Here is an 18,273-nt window from a genome sequence, read left to right on the forward strand (position 1 = left end):
TGAGAAGTTGAAGAGGGCGTCGAAACGCCGCAGTCAGGCAACTTATCCCGCATGACTGCTGGCTGGCCTTAATGCAACAAGTCGAGACAGTAAGAAATAGATGCAAATGCTAATTTGAACAATTCTCATTTGTTTGATTAAATCCAAACCCACTTTGAAAGAAAGCTCTCGTGTTCCGTGGGTTACCGGGTTCGATCAAAATGCGCTATGAAAGCAATAATCTTGCTTCACTTATCCATACCGCCACACAGGCGCTTCCGAACTTGCAGGGCCGCATAGGCCATGCAAAGCGTGACCAGCTCAGTTGTGGCAGTGCCGAGAACACAGTGCGTATTGCTGCACTGTGTACTTACTGGGAACAGGCCCAACCTGGGGCCGGTCATCATTACTGGAACTCACACAGTTGGTCGTTGCTGATCTGGCAGCCTATTTACCTAAGCATTCTGGCAGTGCAACTTGCGCGCAGTGCGCCTTGTTTGGCAAAGATGGGGCAATCAGTCAGCGAAGGTGTTGTAGGGGGTTTTTGTCTGCCTGAACACTGCCCGCGTAAAGGTGCAGCCAAAGACCTAATCCGCTATGCCAGCGATGAATTGCTGCTGCTCATCGAGCAGCAGTTAGGCGAGTTCAACAGCGTATCGGCCATTCATCCCAAACAGGGCCGTCTCTTGGCCGCTGACTGTACACGTGCTGCGTTGTTGATGGCCCAGCGTCATCAATCATTGGCAAACGACCAGCTTTATGAGCTCGAAGGGCAGTGGATGGAAGCGCTTGAATTCTCTGCCGGCAGCTCTTTGATTCCTGTCAGGCTTGATGACGGGCGTGAGCGTCTGGCCTTGGAGCGCAAGGTTTGCTGCCAGTATTTTCGTCGAACTGAAGGCGAATATTGCAACACTTGTCCAAAACTGAAAAAGGAGGAGCGTCTTTGTCGACTGCGTGAAGCGTTCAGTCTTGAATGCTGAGTTTGCAAAACATTGAGGTAACGCGTGAGAATCGCGTGATTCTGGAGCTCGACCAGCTTCACATCGCCCCGGACCAGTTCACCATTATTCTGGGGCACAATGGCTCTGGGAAATCCACGTTGCTCAACCTTATTGCCCGTCAAATCACACCAGATACTGGGCATATAGCGTTGCTGGGCAAGCCTTTGGCGCGTTATCGACAACGTGAGTTTGCACAGCGAATTGCGTTCTTACCGCAGAGCCTGCCGACAGTCGCCGGGCTTACAGTACGTGAACTGGTTCGGCTCGGGCGCTTCCCTTGGCGCGGACTTTTGGGACGCTTACAGGCTGAGGATCACAGTATCGTTGATCGTGCTCTGGAGCAGACTGACATCGCCCAGTATGCGGATCACTTAGTCGACAGCTTATCCGGTGGGGAGCGCCAGCGGGCATGGATAGCCATGCTGCTCGCTCAACAGTCGCCACTGGTGTTACTGGACGAGCCGACTTCCGCTTTGGACCTCGCGCATCAGTATGAGCTGATGGCGTTGCTAGGATCATTGAAGCGCGATACAAACCTGGGGATTGTTGCCATTCTGCATGATGTCAACCTCACCACGCGCTACGCCGACCGCGTTATTGCGTTAAAGAAGGGCAAGGTATTTTTCGACGGCACTGCGGCGCAGTTATTGAATAGTTCGCTGCTCAGTGAGCTTTACGATATCGACATCGACTTGATCAACCAGCCAGGCAAGGCACACCCCATCGCTGTTGTACGTTGATATGGACGTAAGCAGCACATTGGCCAGCTTAGCTCGTCCTGCGGACAACACGGCTCGGCGTTATCTGCTGACACTGTTGGTCTTGCTGGCGACTATTGTTCTGTACCCAAGTCTGACCACGCCCCTTACGTTCCAACAGCAAGGGCAATTGCTGTTGGAGTACTCCAGCGTTGATTTTGACTCGATACAATTCCAACTTTCGGTTTTACCGCGCATGGCCATGGCGTTGCTGGTGGGGGCTGCGATGGGGCTTTCCGGCAGCGTATTGCAGCAACTGACGCAAAACCGTCTGGTATCGCCAATGACCTTGGGTACGTCTTCGGGTGCCTGGCTCGGTTTGATTTGTGCGACGTCACTTAGCCCGGCTTTCGCGGCTGAGCATGGCGAGTGGGCAGCATTAGGTGGCGCGCTGGGGGCGGTTGGGCTGGTTGTATTGATTGCAGGGCGAAACGGTATCGCCGGGTTGCCGGTGGTTCTGGCTGGTATGGCACTGAACATACTACTGGGCGCATTGGCAGCGGGGATTTTGCTGATCGACTTTCAGCAAACCCGCGGCCTGTTTGTGTGGGGAGCAGGGGATCTTGGCCAAATTGACTGGCTCTGGGTCAACTGGCTATGGCCGCGGCTGCTGGTTGGCCTGTTGATCCTTGCTCTAGCGCCGCGGGTTTTAACCCTTATGCAACTGGGCAGCCAGGGTGCTCAGGCCCGGGGGTTGAGCTTATGGCCAATGATGCTTGCTCTGTTTGCTGCGTCCATCTGGCTGACATCGGTATCAATCACGGCGGTGGGTTTAATCGGTTTTATCGGCCTGATCGCCCCCAACGTTGCCAGACTTTGCGGCGCTCGCACCGCGTTAGATGAACTGATCTACAGCACGCTGCTGGGGATGCTCTTGTTGTTACTGAGCGATGGGTTGGCGCTGCTGCTTAATCAATGGCTATTTGACTTGATTCCTAGTGGTGCCACCGCCGCCCTGATCGGTGCGCCCGCGTTGCTATGGCTGACCCGACGCCAACTGGCTGGCAAGGATCAACAGGCACTGGTACTGCCAGAGGGCGCGCTGCGAATCTCGCGTATTACCTGCTGGTTGCTGCCGGTCACGATTTGCGCGTTGGTCGTGCTCAGCATCGGTATCAATCGCAACCTGAGTGGTTGGACATTCGACTGGCCTTCATCATTGATTTGGTCGCTACGCTGGCCGCGCACATTAACCGCTATCACCGCAGGGAGCGGGTTGGCAGTTGCCGGCGTGCTGCTACAACGCCTGCTGCGCAACCCGCTGGCAAGCCCTGATATTCTGGGGATCAGCGCAGGCGCTGCGCTGGCGGTAATGGCCACATTGATGATCTTTGGCAGTTCATATTTTTGGATAAAGGCACCGCTGGCCGCGTTTGTTGGCAGCCTTTCGGTATTAGGGATGTTATTGGTGATGGGTAGACGTCATCAATATTCACCGTCCGTGTTAGTGCTGGTCGGCATTTCTTTGAGCGCGCTTCTCACTACGGCGTTGCAATTAGGCTTGTCCAAAGGCTCTGCAGATTCCCTGGCGCTTTTGGGCTGGTTGGCGGGCTCAACCTACCGAGTTTCGGGTGTTCAAGCGGTTGTGCTAAGCGTTGGCGTTCTGCTGCTCATCTGTGTGAGCCTGGTGTTTTGCCGGGCCCTGACATTGATCTCAATTGGTGACAAGGTGGGGTTGAGCCGGGGGCTGGATGTGCCGATGGCGCGTAAGGCATTGCTGATTCTGGCCGCGCTGCTGTGCGCTTTGGTCACCAGCCTAGTAGGGCCTGTGGCATTTGTCGGTTTGCTAGCCCCCCACATGGCCGCCATGCTCGGCGCGCGGCGTGTAACGCCACAAGTGCTGTTGTCTGCGTTACTGGGTGCACAACTGATGCTGGCAGCCGATTGGATGGGACGTGTATTAATTTTCCCGCTGCAATTGCCATTAGGGATAGTTGCATCGGTGGTCTGTGGCGTTGCCTTCGTCGCACTATTGGTGAGGCAACGGTTGTGATGATGGTTACCAAGTTACTGCTGCGAACGCTCTGCTTAGCGCTGTTGCTGGTTTCTCTGCCGACCAGAGCGAGTGACACACCACGGGTGGTCGCGTTGAGCTGGGAGATGGTCGAGCACTTGCTTAAGCTAAACATCACCCCGGTTGCGGTGGCCGATGCCAAGGACTATCGGACTTGGGTGGTGCATCCCCGGTTACCTGATTCCGTACCCAACGCGGGTACGCGCACTGAGCCTAATCTGGAGTTGTTGGCGCAATTGAAGCCAGACCTGATTCTGATTACCCCATTGCTTGAGGACATTCGTCCACTATTGGAGCTTATCGCTCCGGTGGTGTCCTACGGAGACTTTACCCAAACCCAGGACAACCAGATTTTGCAGCGCCGAAACTTTCTTGACCTGGCCAAGCGCCTTGGTAAAGCGCCACTGGCAAATGCTCAACTCAATGCCATGGATGAACATCTGGCGGACATGCGCCAGCGACTTCATCAGCACTTCGGCGCGGTATTACCCAAGGTTTCGATGGTGCTTTTTACGTCCACCGCTGTCGTCAAAATCATGGGCCCCAACTCGATGCCAGAACATGCGATGCAACTGCTTGGGGTAGAACCCGCGTATCAGGTACCGACTAGCCGTTGGGGCAATGTTCAGCTGGGCATTACCGAGTTGGCTGCCATTGATGATGGGGTGGTGTTGTATCTGCCATTCGCCCAGAAGCACAGGTTGTTCGAAACACAGCTGTGGCAAGGCATGCCTTTTGTACGTAAAGGTCATGTTGCTGAAATGCGCTCGACATGGACCCATGGCGGGATATTTTGCGTAGAAAACCTGGCTGCAGCCTTCACCGATGCCTTGCTGACGCTGCCAGCAAAATAGTCTGTAGGCTTGCATTAAAAATCCCTGGGCAGCCGTTGTGCTGCCCAGGGAAGTTGCTATCAGTACTTAACACTCAGGGTCAGCATGGCGTTGCGTGATGGCGCATAGTAAGACTGCGCCCAATACAAGCTGGTCAGGTATTTGCGATCAAGCAGGTTGTTGACGTTGAGGGCCACATTCCAATTTTCGTCGATGTCGTAACTGGTCATGGTATTGAACACGGCATAGGACCCCTGACGGCTGACAATGGTATCGCCGGTTGTTGACGTACCCTGTTCGCGGAAAATGTCGCTTTGCCAATTCATGCTACCACCCACTTTCAAACCTCTAACTTGAGGGACTTTGTAGGACGTGCTCAGGTAAACGAAGTTTTTGGGAATGTAGGTGCGTGTAGCATTACCGTCGTCGTCCTTCAGCGAGAAGATATGCGTCAGACCCGAGTTTATTTCCCAGCCGGGCAGAACCTCACCGGACACCGTCAGCTCATAGCCCTCAGAAATTGTGTCGACTGAATTGTAGAAAGACACACCTTTGCTGGTATCAAAACCGCCGTATTCGGCTGTGTTGTCCTGTTTGGTACGAAACAGCGATGCGCTTGCATTCAGGCGTTTGTTGAACCATTCGCCCTTGATGCCGCCTTCAATGCTATTGCCCTCGATAGGGTCGAGAACGGCTGATGACGCATCGATCTGATTTTGCGGACTGAATATTTCGGTGTAACTCAGGTAGCCGGAATAATTCGGGGTGAAGTCGTAAATGGCACCGTAGTAAGGCGTCACTTTTGACTCGCTGTAATCATTGGCTTCACCCACGCGCTCGCCACTGCTTTCGAGTTTGGTGAAGTTGGCCCCGGTGATGAGTTTTAGCTTGTCGGTCACGTTGAGGTGAGCAGCACCATAATAGCCCCGGCGGTAGGTGGTGTAGTCACTGAAACTGGTGACATTGGCAAATGCTGGCTTAGGGAAATCGCCGTCGTACTCCCAGACGGGTGGCAACGGGATCCCTGCTGCGTCATCGCGCGAAGTCCAGTGGGTCGTGTCCTTCGACCAATTTGCACCCACCACCACTTCATGGGTACGACCAAACAGGTCGAACGGACCTTTCAGGTAGGCATCGCCAAGTATCTGACGTTCACTGCGGTCAAACTTCGAGGCATAGGTTGTCAGGCCCAAACCGGTCTGCGCGTCGGGCACGCCACCGGCCATGAGCATTGCCGCGTCAGATGTAGTCTCGCGGTAGTTGACCGTGGCTTTGGACTGCCAGCCGCCGCCCCAATCGGTGGTCAGGTCGGCGAAGGTCTGCTTGTCATTGGTGTCCCAGTAGCTCCAGCTCGGTGCGGTGTTATGGGAACGGCTGTAGTCCACTTTTGAACCGTCGGTGTTATAGAGCGTCAGCGCACTCCACATGATGCCATCAGGGCGGTTGCGCTGTTCTGAATAACCGATGGTTGCGGTGCTGCTGTCGGTCAGATCAGCCTCCAGCACGCCGGCGAATACGTTCTTACTCGTCGAGTAGCGGTCCAGATAGGAGTTGCCTTCCTGACCCACTGCGATGGCGCGCCCGCGCACGCTGCCCGATTCGTTAAGCGGGCCCGAAACATCGAATTCGCCACGCCGGTTTTGCCAAGAACCGTAGCCAAACGAACCCTGAGCCTGGAAGTCACGCGTGGGGCGTTTGCGCACGAAGTTGATTGTGGCCGCTGGGTTGCCGGGGTTGGACGTCAGTCCGTTGGCCCCTTTGAGGACTTCGATATGGTCGTAGAGAAAGGTGTCGATATCGCCCATCTGTTCTTCAGAGCTAAATGGCAAACCGATGCCATCAAGCTGGAAGTTGTTCACATCAAAGCCACGGACAGAATAGTAAGTTCGATCAGTTTCGACGCGCTGTACATTGACCCCACCCGCCTGAAGCGCGTCATTTGCACTGTTCAGTTTAAAGTCTTCGAGCTGCTGACGGGTCACTGTTGTAGTGGTTTGCGGCGTTTCCCTTGGCGACAGATCGAGGCGCGTAGCCGTGCTGGTTGAGCCGATCGTGTAGGAGTCGCTTTGTTCGGTAACACTCGGAACTTCAGCCTGTTCACCAACCACCTCGACGGCGCCCAAGTCCAGTGCCTCAGTGGACGGTTTTTCAATCTCAGCGGCAAACACTGAGGACGGGAATATCAATGTAGAGGGCACGAGACTCAATGCAACGGCCAGGGTGCAGGAACTGGAAGTGGCCCTGATTGAGTGACTGTTTGTTTTTCTCATCGTAATACGTCTGCTTGTTAGTTGGAGTTAAGTGTTGGTTGTAGAGCGCTTGCTAACGCGCTTCTGAACCATTTTTTTAGGTTGAACGTGCATGAATCGCCCGGCCCATTACCGAGCGATACCAGCCGTGGAAGTGCTGCATGCCTTCTTCTAGGGGGATCTGATAAGGGCCGCTGTCGTCGACGCCTCGCTTATACAAGGCACGTCGACCTGCATCTGTGCGCTCGGCAATCTCGTCGTCCTCAATGGCGGTTTCCATATAGGCCGCACGGTGGGACTCAACCAGTTCGCGGTTTGTCTCAAGGAGTTCGTTGGGGTAATAGAATTCGATGACGTTGACTGAGTCATGCACGCCTCGTGGGTAAACAGTCGACAACACCAGCGCATGGGGAAAGACTTCGATCATGTGAGTGGGGTAGTAGCTCGCCCAGATGGCACCGAAATCGGGGGATACGCCGCCGCAGTGGGCCATCAATCCCTGATGCCATGCTTTGTAGGTGTCCGTGCCTGCACGCTCCAGATTGGGGTTCACGTTGATTCGCTGCAGGCTGTACCAGTCACCATAATTCCAGCTCAATCCCTCGCTACGAACGTATTTACGCAAGCCCGGGTGGAAGGTCGCGATGTGATAGTCGTCGTTGTAAATTTCGAGGAATGTCTTCCAGTTGCACTTGCACGGGTGCATCTCGACGTGGTCCAAGGCGTAATTGTCGAAGCTCATTTCAGGGCGGTCGAAGAGCGCGCCAATGTCTTCGGCAGGGTCCCGCGGGCCTTCAAACAGGAAGCCACCAATATTGGTAATCGGATACCGCGGTAGGTTTCGGCATGGCCGGTCGGGAAATTTTGGCGCGCCTACAATCAAACCGCTGGTGTCATAGGACCATGCATGCAGCGGGCACATTATTTTGCCGCCTGTGGCTTTAAGATTGCCCCGATGGATTGTTGAATCTGGCGCTTCAGGGCTGAAATCCCCGAGCATCAGGGCTTGCCGGTGACGGCATACGTTGGACAGTAATTCGATACCGCTTTCGCTACGAACCAGAATCCGCGAATGGTCATCATGGGGCAGGGCATACCAGTCGCCGATGTTGGGCACCATCTTTTCGTGACCGATATATCGAGCGCTCTTCTGAAATATCAGCGCCTGTTCCTGCTTATAAATTTCGGGATCGCAATAGGTGTGAATTGGCAGCTGCGGGCTCTCTGCCAAGGGGTTAGATCGATCCACTTCGATGTTAGCCATACGGCTGGGGCTGAACATTCTATTGCTCCTTGCGCTGAATTCTCGGAGTCGATACGGCGTACAGGCGCGGGCAGGATGCACTTAACCAGTCGCGGTCAAATGCATCGACGCCTGATACAGGTAAGCGCTTTAAACGCTCAGAGCGGCCTGGCTCGCCTGCGTTTTCTTGCCCCGTGCAGGCGCAAACGGCGCGACTGGATTATCCAGTGGGTCGGCCATGATCAAACTGCCTGCCGGGTTGGCCAGATCAACCATTTGCAGGTTGTTCTTGAGCTGGAGGCGGTTCAGGCAAGAGTGCAGGAACGTTGGGGCGAAAAAATCATAACGATCAAAGCGATGCTGCAACTCAGGGTGCGCTGCTTGATAGTCGATGACTGATTCGGCAACGGTGCGCCAGTAGGTGTCTTCGCTCATGCAACCGTTATCTTCGAGAATCTGGCTCATGTGGCGGAACACGCCATCAAATACATCAATGAAAATTCCGAGAATCTTGTATTCCTCAGGGACATCCACGGCCAGGCGTTCAAGGCCCTTAGGCATCTTGGCGTCTTTATCGAGAATGGCGGACTCTTCAGCGATGTCTTTCATTATTGCGCGCACTGGCACGTGATCCTTCAGTACCAGTATCAGGTTTTCACCGTGGGGCATGAACACCAGGTGGTGAGCGTAGAAGCAATGAATCAGCGGCTGCAAAAAGGCCGACAGGTACTGACGCATCCACTCCACCGGCTGCAACCCCGAGCGGCGCATCAGCTCTGGGAGCAAAGCCGCCCCCTGCGGGTCGACGTGCAGCAGGCCCGCCATGGTCATCAATCGCTCTCCGGGCTTCACGCGACTCATCGGGCTTTCACGCCACAGGGCAGAAAGCATTTTTTTGTAAGGACTGTCCGCTTCCTGGGCAGCCTCGTAGTAACGGTTGCGGTAGCCAACTGACGCAACTTCACGAAGGATGCTGAAACCATGGTCATGCAAGACCGGGTCACTGGAGATCAGTTCGTCAAGGAAGGCGTTTATCGCTGGCGTACCTGCCATGTAGTAAGGAGACAAACCGCGCATGAAGCCCATGTTAAGCACTGACAACGAGGTTTTGACGTAACACTTGCTGGGGTTGGATGCATTGAAATAGGTGCGCACTGATTGTTGCGCAACGTAGTCGTCGTCACTGCTGCCCAGCGCAACGATTTTTTCATTAGCAATGTCGGCCGCAAACATGATGCTTAACTTGTTTAGCCACTGCCAAGGATGGGCCGGCATAAACACATAGTCTTCAGCAGCCAGCCCACGATCAACCAGCTGTTGGCGATACTGATCGACAGTGGAGCTGCCGAGTTCTTGGCGCATTAAGCTATCGTGATCCAGACCCGGAACGGCTGCGAAGTGGGCATTGTCGGTGTGTACCGCCAGCCAGATAATAGCGAATTGGGAGCCGGTTTCTGGCGCATAAGCGCTGTAGTCCAAGGCATTGAAACCCAGGCGACCGTTGTTGGCGACGAACCCGGGATGGCCTTCTGTCATACCTGTCTCAAAGTCCTGATACTCGGCGTCGGCCAGTTGCGCGCTGGTCATATAGTTGCGGCTGTGTTTGTAAGCGGCGCCATACAGGGTGCTGCTGATCTCATCTAGGTACACCGGCAATTTGTCGGCCGGAATAGCCAAGGTGTGTTTGAAATCATTGATAAAGGCCAGCGCGTCGAGCGATTGCTCTGCTTGGCCCTTCACTAGGCGCACAATGCTGACGGGATCAATATGCCAGTGGCGCAAGGCCATTTGCCGCGCTTTAAAGCGGTAAACACATTGCTCAGTATCGGCGGTCAGTTCATAGCTCGACCAACCCTCGCGGTCCGTATCGCCCAATAAGGTCGGGGTGAACACCTGTTCATGGGCATACTCAGCAATAGCTTTTCGCACCAACAAACGGTTTACCTTGCTCCAGACGTTCGGGTTCAGGTGAGCGACGGCAGTGCCTGGCTGATGCAATGGAGTGGAAGTCATCGGTGAAATCATCCTTTCAGTGAGTTGGCGAAGTCTGCTGGGGTACAAAAAGCCAGTTGTGCCTTCTTGCTGGGTAGTTCGATGACGGCATGGCTAACGAAGCCGACCATTTGATTGAGGCGATGAACCTTGCTATTGCGCAGGTCAGGCTCCACCACGACGCGACGGGCATTTAGTTCATCGAAGAGAAAGGCCATGACCACACGCAAGATGTCCCGCGTGAAATTGGCGACCGGTTGCGCGCAAGGGCCGGTGAAGAAGTGCATGCCGATATCACCGGCTTGTACGTCATAGTGCTGTCCGACCTCATCAGAAGCGGGGTCATAACACTCCATGACAAAAGCCGGTTGGTCATGGTGCAGGCCCATGTAGGCCTTGAAGTTTCCGTTTGAAGCCGCGCTGAGGTAGAAGTCACGCGTCGCTTCAAGGGTCATGTCCTGCATGTTCCAGTAGTGGGCGTAATCCATCTGGTACCAGGGGTGTATGACTTCGATATCGCCCTGCATCTGCATCGGGCGCAAACTCAGTGACGGATTTAACACCGACCGATTCGCGTAAGGCACCGAGGGCAGGGCAGATGCTGGATTGATCGGCATCGGTTTGGCTTGCAACTGTTCAAGTGGCATGGCAAAGCTCTCCTTTTTCTTTATCTGCACCGGCATGGCGGTGATCCAGCCCGAATGACCAGCGATCAATCGCTGCGGTGAGCAACATGCCGCCAGCAGCGATCACGAACGTCATGGGGATCCCAACGAGGCTGACGACGTAACCGGCGCCAAAGGACGACAGCAGCACGCCGAGGTTCTGGAAAAAGTTGGTGATGCTGAAGTCCCGGGCATAGGCGTCCGGGGTGCTGATTTTGAAGAGCGTGACTTCGAGTTTCACGATCACTTGATACATGGCCCAGCCATACATGCAGCGGCCAATAATGATCAAAACCATTGACGGACTGGCTTGAAGCAACAGACCTAGGGTGCCAAGCAGTAAGTTGCCAAGGGTGTGATCCAGATACCGAGGGGGTTGCTTGACATAATGTTTGATCATCAGCGCGAGCAACGCGATGATGCCGGGAATGGCGAAAATCACCCCCGTAAGCGTCTGGTTGTTTAGCCCTGTGGTTTCTTCCCAGAACACAGTAAAAAATGGCCGAACCAAGTAGGCGCTGAAGTCGAACAGCAACATCAGCAGGCTCAACTTGAGCAGAAGCGCAAGCGACCCCGGTGCCCGTCGAAAAGGTGGCGCTTTTCGATCCTTTTCTTCCTGGGTCAGTACGTTGACCACCTTGCCAGCGCGAATCAGATAGATGCACAGCCCCATCTGAATAAAATCACCGGCGGCCATCAACCCCACACTGAATTTTGGACCGAAGTGCTGCAGCGCCAATCCGCCAACGGCAGCACCAAAGATCGCACCGATGTGAACCACGACCGACAACAGGCCAATGGTAACGCTGTGGTTCTCAGGCTTTTCTAGCCGCATCAGGTAGGGGAACATCAATAGATAGCTGGCCTTGGTCATAAACATGAGCATGGTCAGCAGCCAGTAAGTGGTGACGTTCGGTGCCCAGATGGCAAGCACGCAAAACATTGCAGCGGCCGCCTGGGTGAACACCAGCAGTTGCATGGTTTCGATGTGCCGCGCTACGCGCGCCCATACTGGCAACATGCACATGACGGCAATGGAAATGGCAGCGATGTAGGCACCGACGTGCACCGGGCTGGTAATGCCGTAACGATCTTCGAAGAATTGCGGATAAAAAGCGATGAGTATGGAGTCGCTGATCACGCCGAACGCTGACATGATCAGAATAGTGGTGCGTAACGTCATTAAATTGCGCCCCGGGTTTCGAGTGCTTCAAATCCGCTGTTGGCGCGCGGAACAAAATCCTGAAAGGCGGTACGCTGTTCGCAGGGGTAAAAGTCGATGCCGGTCAGCTTGTGCAGCAGTCGGCTGTTGCGATAACAAGCCAATCCCAGATCAGGACCGGTTAACCCGTGGCTGTGCAAACCTACGTTCTGGACAAAGATCTCGGTATTTTCATGGTCAACCGCCCAGTCACTTGACGGCGCATAGCGACCTTGGTCGTCCCAGCGTATTCGCTCACGAATGCCATCAATGAAACGTGGCAACTGGTGCCGGTAGCCAGTGGCGAACACCAGGCCATCGGTCACGTGACGATAGCGGCGGCCCAACTGCACATGATCGAAAACCAATTCCCAGTTACCGCCGCCATCGACAGGTTTGCACTGACTAAGCGCAAGATTAGTCAGCAACTGAGTACGCGGCAGGTGGTGATGGCTGCGCTCGTCCAGCGTTTGGTAGATATCCTTAAGCAGCGACTGATTGATACCGTTATAGATGCTGCGCTGATTCTTTAAGCTGTATTTCTTGACCTCAGGATCCAGGCTGTAGAAGTAATCACCGTAATCAGGGGTAATCAGTTCGAGCGTGAGCTTGGCGTCTTCCATCTGAAAGAAGCGGGCGGCACGGGTTACCCAATTAACGGTGTAGCCATGTTGTGACGATTCCGTGAGCAGTTCGTGATAAACCTCTGCACCGCTTTGGCCGCTACCGATCACCGTGATGTTCTTGCATTTCTGCAATCGAGCTTTGTTGTTCAGGTAGCTAGAGGTATGCACAACGCCTGTGGTGTCATCTTGCGCTACGCAAGCCGGCAGATAAGGCACACCACCGATTCCAATCACCAGCTTGCGGGTGCGCAGTTGGAAGGCAATTTTATCCGGGCCGAAGACACCGGATACGACGTAACCTGATAGCTGGGGGTCATGCCATATCTCCTGTACTTCATGCTGAAAACGCACGCTTTCGAGCTGGCTTGCAGCCCATTTGCAGTAGCGGTCGAATTCAGTGCGGGAGAGGTACCAGTTTTCGCGAATGTAGTAGGTGTAAAGGCGGCCTTGTTGCTTGCAGTAGTTGAGGTAAGAAAGCGGGTTGGACGGGTCCGCCATCGACACCATGTCAGCAAGAAACGGGTTTTGCAGGGTTGTACCGTCAAGCAGCATTCCTGCGTGCCAGCTGAACTCATGCTTCTTTTCCAGAAACAGGCAATTGACGTCTTTAAGTGGAGCCGATAGGCACGCAAGCCCCAGATTGAAGGGCCCCAGTCCAATTGCTATAAAGTCGTAGACCTGTGCATCGTTCACTATTTGGCCCCTCAGAATCCTGTTTGAAGTGCCAAAAAAAACTACGGCCATTAGCATTGATTGTCAAATGCTAATGCTATGTATTCTCATTAAGTGGTTTGTAATAATTTAACGCACCTGCTTCTAGCCTCCGATTGCCGGGGCCTAAGGGGGACTAGCAGCGGATAAATATATTGCTCGCATATTTGATCGTAGCCGTAACAGCGGTGAACAAATTAATTAGCCTAGGGTTCTTAAGGTGGCAGGAGCGGGGTGCATAAAACCAGGGCCATCATGGTTTCAGTGCCTGAGTAAGCGCGTAACCGGAAGAGGTCATTAGAGGAGAAGCTGCGCTCGGCTGATACGCCGAGCTGTCGCATCTTGAATACTATTGGCATCTGCTAAATATTGATGTCTTGGCGTTTCAGTGCTTTCAATACTGATGACGGGCGCTGAGAACGTAGCACCGGTTTAGTCACTGTTGCATGGCAGTAAGAACCGCTCACATGAGCGCAAACTGCCGTATTCAATCAGGCGTTGAGGTGCGGGTTTTGAAGGTGATGTTGCTGCTGTTATTGCTGATTAGTGCATTAGCGCTCGGTGTCTGGCGAGGGTTGATTCCACTGTCGAGTGCCTGGAATCCGTGGGCTCCGTTGGATATTCGCGATAAACCCAATTGGCTGACTCGCTTCAAACTGATGCAATTACGCGATGACCCACAGCTGTGTGAGCAAGTACTGAACCGTTCTAGCTTGCGTGCAGTTGCTCAGAAAGACACCGCTGCGGACACCCAGTGCCCGTTACACAACGTTTTGCGCATCCAAGGCGGCGAGATTGGGTTAAGCAGTAGTTTCCTGGCAAGCTGCCCACTTGCAGTCGCTTTTGCGTTATTTGAACGCCATGGGTTGCAACCCGCAGCCCAGCAGGTCTATGGACAGCGAGTGACCCGCATCGATCATCTCGGTAGCTTTGCCTGTCGTAATGTTTACAACCGCAAGAGTGGAGCGCTTAGCCAACATGCTAGCGCCAACGCCTTGGATATCGCCGGTTTTCGCTTAGCCGACGGTCGAAACATCAGCGTGCTCAAGGGGTGGGCTGAGGAGGGCGATGATGCACGCTTTCTGCGCCTTGCCCGTGACAGTGCCTGTGAGTCGTTCAATGTGGTACTAAGCCCGGATTACAACGCAGCTCATCGCAATCACTTTCATCTCGATGCGGGGTCATGGTGGGTCTGTCGATAAGCTGGGAGCAGGGCAGTTGGGTTGCAGGGCATAACTGATAAGTCCGTTTATTTGCTTGCAGACTTGAGCTGTCGTTGCCTGCGCGAACGTGCAGTTTGCAGGCTGAGAATGTACATATCATGCAGTTTGCAATGCTCGGTGTCATAGACGGCAAAAATAACCTTTATAAATCAATCATAAAAATATTTGGCACGTCTCCTGCTATCTCTCATGCCGGATGGGGGATAACTAACTGAAGGAGGCTCAGCATGGAAACAATGAAAGAGATTTTCCGGGCATTTCCAGAATTCAATATCAATCTGTCGGCCCGGCCGGATGCTACGGTTTTGATCACCCTTGAGCGTGAAGGTAAAGTCGAACTGCGCAGGGTTGTTGACCCCCTGAATATCTACACGCCATTTCATGTGCACAGCCTAATACGGGAACTTCAGCTGGAGTTAAAACTGCGCACCGGTGAGGTGACCTGGAAAGGTAAAGGAAGTCAGTTGCTGGAAAGCACATTGCCAACCTACACCGGTCATCCAATACATCGAACAGCCGCAAAAACCTTGTTCGCTGGCCGGAAAGTTGGGGCCTAATTGCGCGAGTTCAGATGTCTCGCGCCACATTTTAGTCTTCAAAATGCGGCAGCACACCGGGCGAGCCATTGTCATGTGCACGCAGGCTTCGCTGTTTCGACCCTTGATCCACAACACACGGACTTAGCTTTCTAGTCGCGATGCTCAAGTGAATCCTCGACCCAATGCGTCGAGGATAGTCACTGTATTATCGCGTAGGCTTAGTTGGCTCTCGATGCGTCACGCAGCGCCTTGATCTGGTCGTGATTACGCAATACGCCCTGTTGTTGGCGTAACACAACGTCACGTATGTTTACTGGCAGATCCTCTTCCAAGGCTTCTTTGTAATGCTTCTTGGCGACATCTTCGCCACGTTCGCATTCGTTTAGAATTGCCGTGTCATCTTTGCCAGTCACCATGGACTTTAGATCGACCCAGCGACGGTGAATATCGCCGCCCAGGCTAGTGCTATCTTCAGGATCTCCACCTAGCTGCAGCACTAGAGCCTGTAGCTCTGCAGCAGCTTGTCCACACTCCAGGGAGCGGGCTGAGAAGATCTGTTTCAAGTCTGCACGCTTAACATCATCGGCACAGGCCTTGAAACCAGCTTCTCCGTCTTTGCTGGTCTCAATCAAATCGTTCAACGTCTTAATGGTTTGCTCAGAATTATCCATTTGCCACGCTCCATTTAGGTTGGAAATATCAGAGTGCACACAATGTCACTCTTAAATTCCGACGTGGCATTTGCATAAATCGTTCAAGGTTTATCTCAGTCGCTTTAGCAGGAAGCAAAGGTTCACCCTTTGCCTTGGAAAAAAGTAGAACCATTTTGATGTCCGCTCACTCTCATTTTTACAAGCCCCCGATTTGTGAGGCCATCATAAAAAGTCAGGAGTGAAAGATGAACGCGATAGCGTTACTAAAAGCCGATCATGAGAAGGTGAAAAAACTATTAACTCAACTAGAGAGCACCACTGAGCGGGGAGTGAAAACCCGTGAAGAGCTGTTGAGTAAAATCGAGCACGAGCTATTGATCCATACTCAGCTCGAAGAGAAGATTTTTTACCCCGCCTACAAGGCCGCCGGAGGTAAAGAAGAGGCCACAATGGATGCTGAAGCTCGCGAAGAACATCGCGCTGTCGAAGACCTGGTGCTGCCCGATCTCAAAGCTACGGACCCTTCGAAAATAACCTTTTCCGGTCGTACCAAGGTGCTCAAAGAGTTACTTGAACATCACATCGAGGAAGAGGAAGACGAGCTGTTTCCTCAAGCAAAAAAACTGCTCAGTGCAAAGGTTTTAAATGAACTGGGCTCCGCCATGCAGGCGTTGCGCGCTGAGCTTAAAAAGGAAGCTGCAAGCGGCAAAGCTGCGTAAACGAATCCGACTTAGGAGCAAATACCATGGCCGAACTCTATCAAAACGTTAACGGCTTAGAGCGGGCCGTTTCAGTTGCTGCAGGCCTCTTTACGGTTGCACGTGGTGTCCATCAAGGTGGGGCCGCTGGTGTGCTTAAAGCGCTAGGCGGTGCGGCTATCCTACAGCGCGGCCTGAGCGGCCACTGCGTGCTCAAAGGCATGAGCTGCGATCCCGCAGCTGAGCTACAGTACCTGCGCGGACGAGTCGCGGAAATGCGCTTATTGCTGACGAAACTCGAAGCAGAAGTTGCCCGCACAAGATCCCGGGCCTTACCAGCAGCAGAGAAGCCTGCAGCCAAACCGTGATCGCTCTGTTTGATTGAGTTGCGATTCGCGGTCTCGGCTTTTGCCACAAGGGCCGAAAGTTTGGAAGCTAGGATCGCAGGCAAGTTAGTTGCGTTAGGGTTATTTGCACAGTGCCTGCATTTGAAAAGACTTGGCCAATTCAGAGAGCGGAGGTCTGAAACGGGATTGTGGAATCAGCGCCTGATGAGCCTTACACACATAACATCCAATTTAACATAATATACATTATGCGAAGTTAGGTATTAAGCGGTACCAGCCAGGCTCAACACTTTTTTATCTTGCGCTCACTGCTTTATCGACAACAGCACCCTATGTCGTTCGTTAACGTCTCGCACAATAGTTACTGCCGGTTAGATCGACGTCATCGAGTTTTATCAGCACTGTAAACATTCAGTTGGTAATTTGTGCGGCGCCTCAATCCTGCCATAGGCTACTTACGACTGGATTCACGAGCCACAAGCGTGGCGAATGGCGCATCGATGCATTGACGTTGCCCTGTACCGTTGATTTGCTCAAAAAGCAGTTCAATTGCCTGTGCTGCAACATCTTCAAGGTGCATATCCAAGGCTGTCAAAGGTGGCGTGCATTCACGCGCGCGCAAACCGTCATACCGAGTCGCTACTTTTACATCTTGCGGAACCTTGATTCCTCTCGCAGACAGGGCTTTGACGGCTCCAATTGCAAATGCATCAACGGGTATGCACAGGCCATCAATTCCAGGGTATTGCTCTAACAGTTGGATGCAGGCTTCAGCTCCGGCTGATTCACCACCGGCTTCATCGGCTCGGACGATGGCTGGATCGAGCTTATTGGCTGTGCAATAGGTCCGGTATGCCTGTTCCATATCCAAGTATGAGTGCCGGGATTGCGCCCCTATCACTAAGCCAATTTTACGAGCACCTTGTTCGTGCAAATGCTCTAACAAGAGCTTTCCAGCCTCTGTGCCGTGCATGTTGATGTAGGGCAAGGTGGCATCAGCCTCAGGCTGGCGGCCAATGGAGACTAGCTTCACTCCCCTTTTACGCAGGCTGGCGATGTGTGGGTCGTTTGCGATCGGCTCGATGATCACTGCACCGTCGATATCCAGTGTATCCAGCAGTGCTTGAGCTTCGTCCAGGGGCGGAACCAACACCAAAGCCACTCCGCGGCGCAATGCTGCTTCCATCGCAGTGGCAGCGATCTCCATCAAGAAACCTAACTTCGATGCCCCACCAGCGACGGCAAATGGCATCGAGGATATCAAGGCTATGGCGCTGGCTTGACCGGTACGCAAGCGTTGGGCGCGTAGATTGGGGCTGTAGCCAAGGCGTCCTGCGACTTCTTTAACCAGGCTTCTGGTGGCGGGATCGACTTGGCCACGGTCGTTGAGCGCATGGGACACCGTAGTGCGTGAGACCCCTGCTTCGCTGGCTACATCAGCAATGGTTGGGCGACGAGAGATGCTGTTGGGCATAGAAATGGAAGCTCTGTTTGCGGTGCGCAGAGTTATACGCTGCCTGAAGGGTATCAGCTATCAGTCG

16 protein-coding genes are annotated in these 18,273 nt (G+C 53.6%); 8 read left to right on the forward strand and 8 right to left on the reverse strand.

The window, feature by feature from the left end; genetic code table 11:
- The first annotated feature begins 170 nt into the window (after window positions 1–170).
- The 4 genes from ACIGCM_RS19855 to ACIGCM_RS19870 are packed head-to-tail and all read left to right on the forward strand — an operon-like array spanning window position 171 to window position 4,606.
- Window positions 171–959 carry a siderophore ferric iron reductase gene (locus ACIGCM_RS19855; protein WP_397503769.1) on the forward strand — a complete coding sequence of 263 codons (789 nt, stop codon included), beginning with the start codon at window positions 171–173 and terminating at the stop codon, window positions 957–959.
- Complete coding sequence (locus ACIGCM_RS19860) at window positions 953–1,720, forward strand: ABC transporter ATP-binding protein (protein WP_397503770.1); 768 nt, start codon at window positions 953–955, stop codon at window positions 1,718–1,720. Before ACIGCM_RS19855 ends, ACIGCM_RS19860 begins: the two co-directional genes overlap by 7 nt.
- Before the next feature lies 1 nt (window position 1,721).
- Window positions 1,722–3,731 carry a Fe(3+)-hydroxamate ABC transporter permease FhuB gene (gene fhuB, locus ACIGCM_RS19865; RefSeq protein ID WP_397503771.1) on the forward strand — a complete coding sequence of 670 codons (2,010 nt, stop codon included), beginning with the start codon at window positions 1,722–1,724 and terminating at the stop codon, window positions 3,729–3,731.
- Window positions 3,731–4,606, forward strand: a complete 876-nt coding sequence (locus tag ACIGCM_RS19870; RefSeq protein WP_397503772.1) for an iron-siderophore ABC transporter substrate-binding protein — start codon at window positions 3,731–3,733, stop codon at window positions 4,604–4,606. The genes fhuB and ACIGCM_RS19870 overlap by 1 nt, the downstream gene beginning before the upstream one ends.
- Before the next feature lie 59 nt (window positions 4,607–4,665).
- Here ACIGCM_RS19870 and ACIGCM_RS19875 read toward each other — a convergent pair whose 3' ends face one another.
- The 6 genes from ACIGCM_RS19875 to ACIGCM_RS19900 form a co-directional block, all read right to left on the reverse strand.
- Window positions 4,666–6,855, reverse strand: a complete 2,190-nt coding sequence (locus ACIGCM_RS19875; protein WP_397503773.1) for a TonB-dependent siderophore receptor — start codon at window positions 6,853–6,855, stop codon at window positions 4,666–4,668.
- A gap of 76 nt (window positions 6,856–6,931) precedes the next feature.
- Window positions 6,932–8,116: an aromatic ring-hydroxylating dioxygenase subunit alpha gene (locus tag ACIGCM_RS19880; protein ID WP_397503775.1), complete on the reverse strand. Its 1,185-nt coding sequence runs from the start codon at window positions 8,114–8,116 to the stop codon at window positions 6,932–6,934.
- A 111-nt stretch (window positions 8,117–8,227) separates the two neighbouring features.
- Window positions 8,228–10,090 (reverse strand): IucA/IucC family protein, encoded by a 1,863-nt coding sequence (locus tag ACIGCM_RS19885; RefSeq protein ID WP_397503776.1) that lies wholly within the window; start codon window positions 10,088–10,090, stop codon window positions 8,228–8,230.
- An 8-nt stretch (window positions 10,091–10,098) separates the two neighbouring features.
- Entirely contained in the window at window positions 10,099–10,716 is a 618-nt protein-coding gene (locus ACIGCM_RS19890) for a GNAT family N-acetyltransferase (protein WP_397503777.1), read from the reverse strand.
- Window positions 10,706–11,917 carry an MFS transporter gene (locus tag ACIGCM_RS19895; protein ID WP_397503778.1) on the reverse strand — a complete coding sequence of 404 codons (1,212 nt, stop codon included), beginning with the start codon at window positions 11,915–11,917 and terminating at the stop codon, window positions 10,706–10,708. Before ACIGCM_RS19895 ends, ACIGCM_RS19890 begins: the two co-directional genes overlap by 11 nt.
- Window positions 11,917–13,254, reverse strand: a complete 1,338-nt coding sequence (locus ACIGCM_RS19900; RefSeq protein ID WP_397503780.1) for a lysine N(6)-hydroxylase/L-ornithine N(5)-oxygenase family protein — start codon at window positions 13,252–13,254, stop codon at window positions 11,917–11,919. The genes ACIGCM_RS19895 and ACIGCM_RS19900 overlap by 1 nt, the downstream gene beginning before the upstream one ends.
- Before the next feature lie 521 nt (window positions 13,255–13,775).
- Here ACIGCM_RS19900 and ACIGCM_RS19905 point away from each other — a divergent pair.
- Together ACIGCM_RS19905 and ACIGCM_RS19910 are read left to right on the forward strand one after the other, a co-directional pair.
- A complete protein-coding gene (locus ACIGCM_RS19905; RefSeq protein ID WP_397503824.1) occupies window positions 13,776–14,474 on the forward strand; it encodes an extensin family protein in 699 nt (232 codons plus the stop codon).
- 248 nt (window positions 14,475–14,722) lie between these two features.
- Entirely contained in the window at window positions 14,723–15,052 is a 330-nt protein-coding gene (locus ACIGCM_RS19910) for a DUF3509 domain-containing protein (RefSeq protein ID WP_397503781.1), read from the forward strand.
- 200 nt (window positions 15,053–15,252) lie between these two features.
- On the opposite strand, the gene ACIGCM_RS19915 is transcribed toward ACIGCM_RS19910, so the two are convergent.
- The gene (locus ACIGCM_RS19915; protein WP_397503782.1) at window positions 15,253–15,705 is read right to left on the reverse strand and encodes a PA2169 family four-helix-bundle protein; all 453 of its coding nucleotides are present in this window, start codon (window positions 15,703–15,705) and stop codon (window positions 15,253–15,255) included.
- A gap of 227 nt (window positions 15,706–15,932) precedes the next feature.
- Here ACIGCM_RS19915 and ACIGCM_RS19920 point away from each other — a divergent pair, with 227 nt between their 5' ends.
- Both ACIGCM_RS19920 and ACIGCM_RS19925 read left to right on the forward strand, forming a co-directional pair.
- Window positions 15,933–16,406: a hemerythrin domain-containing protein gene (locus tag ACIGCM_RS19920; RefSeq protein ID WP_397503783.1), complete on the forward strand. Its 474-nt coding sequence runs from the start codon at window positions 15,933–15,935 to the stop codon at window positions 16,404–16,406.
- 26 nt (window positions 16,407–16,432) lie between these two features.
- Complete coding sequence (locus ACIGCM_RS19925) at window positions 16,433–16,753, forward strand: DUF2892 domain-containing protein (protein WP_397503784.1); 321 nt, start codon at window positions 16,433–16,435, stop codon at window positions 16,751–16,753.
- Between the two features lie 430 nt (window positions 16,754–17,183).
- Here the strand turns inward: ACIGCM_RS19925 and ACIGCM_RS19930 are convergent, their stop codons facing one another.
- Window positions 17,184–18,206 carry a substrate-binding domain-containing protein gene (locus ACIGCM_RS19930; RefSeq protein WP_397503785.1) on the reverse strand — a complete coding sequence of 341 codons (1,023 nt, stop codon included), beginning with the start codon at window positions 18,204–18,206 and terminating at the stop codon, window positions 17,184–17,186.
- Window positions 18,207–18,273 lie beyond the last annotated feature (67 nt).

It is taken from the genome of Pseudomonas sp. NPDC078700 (genome assembly GCF_044542375.1).
Taxonomy (GTDB): domain Bacteria; phylum Pseudomonadota; class Gammaproteobacteria; order Pseudomonadales; family Pseudomonadaceae; genus Aquipseudomonas.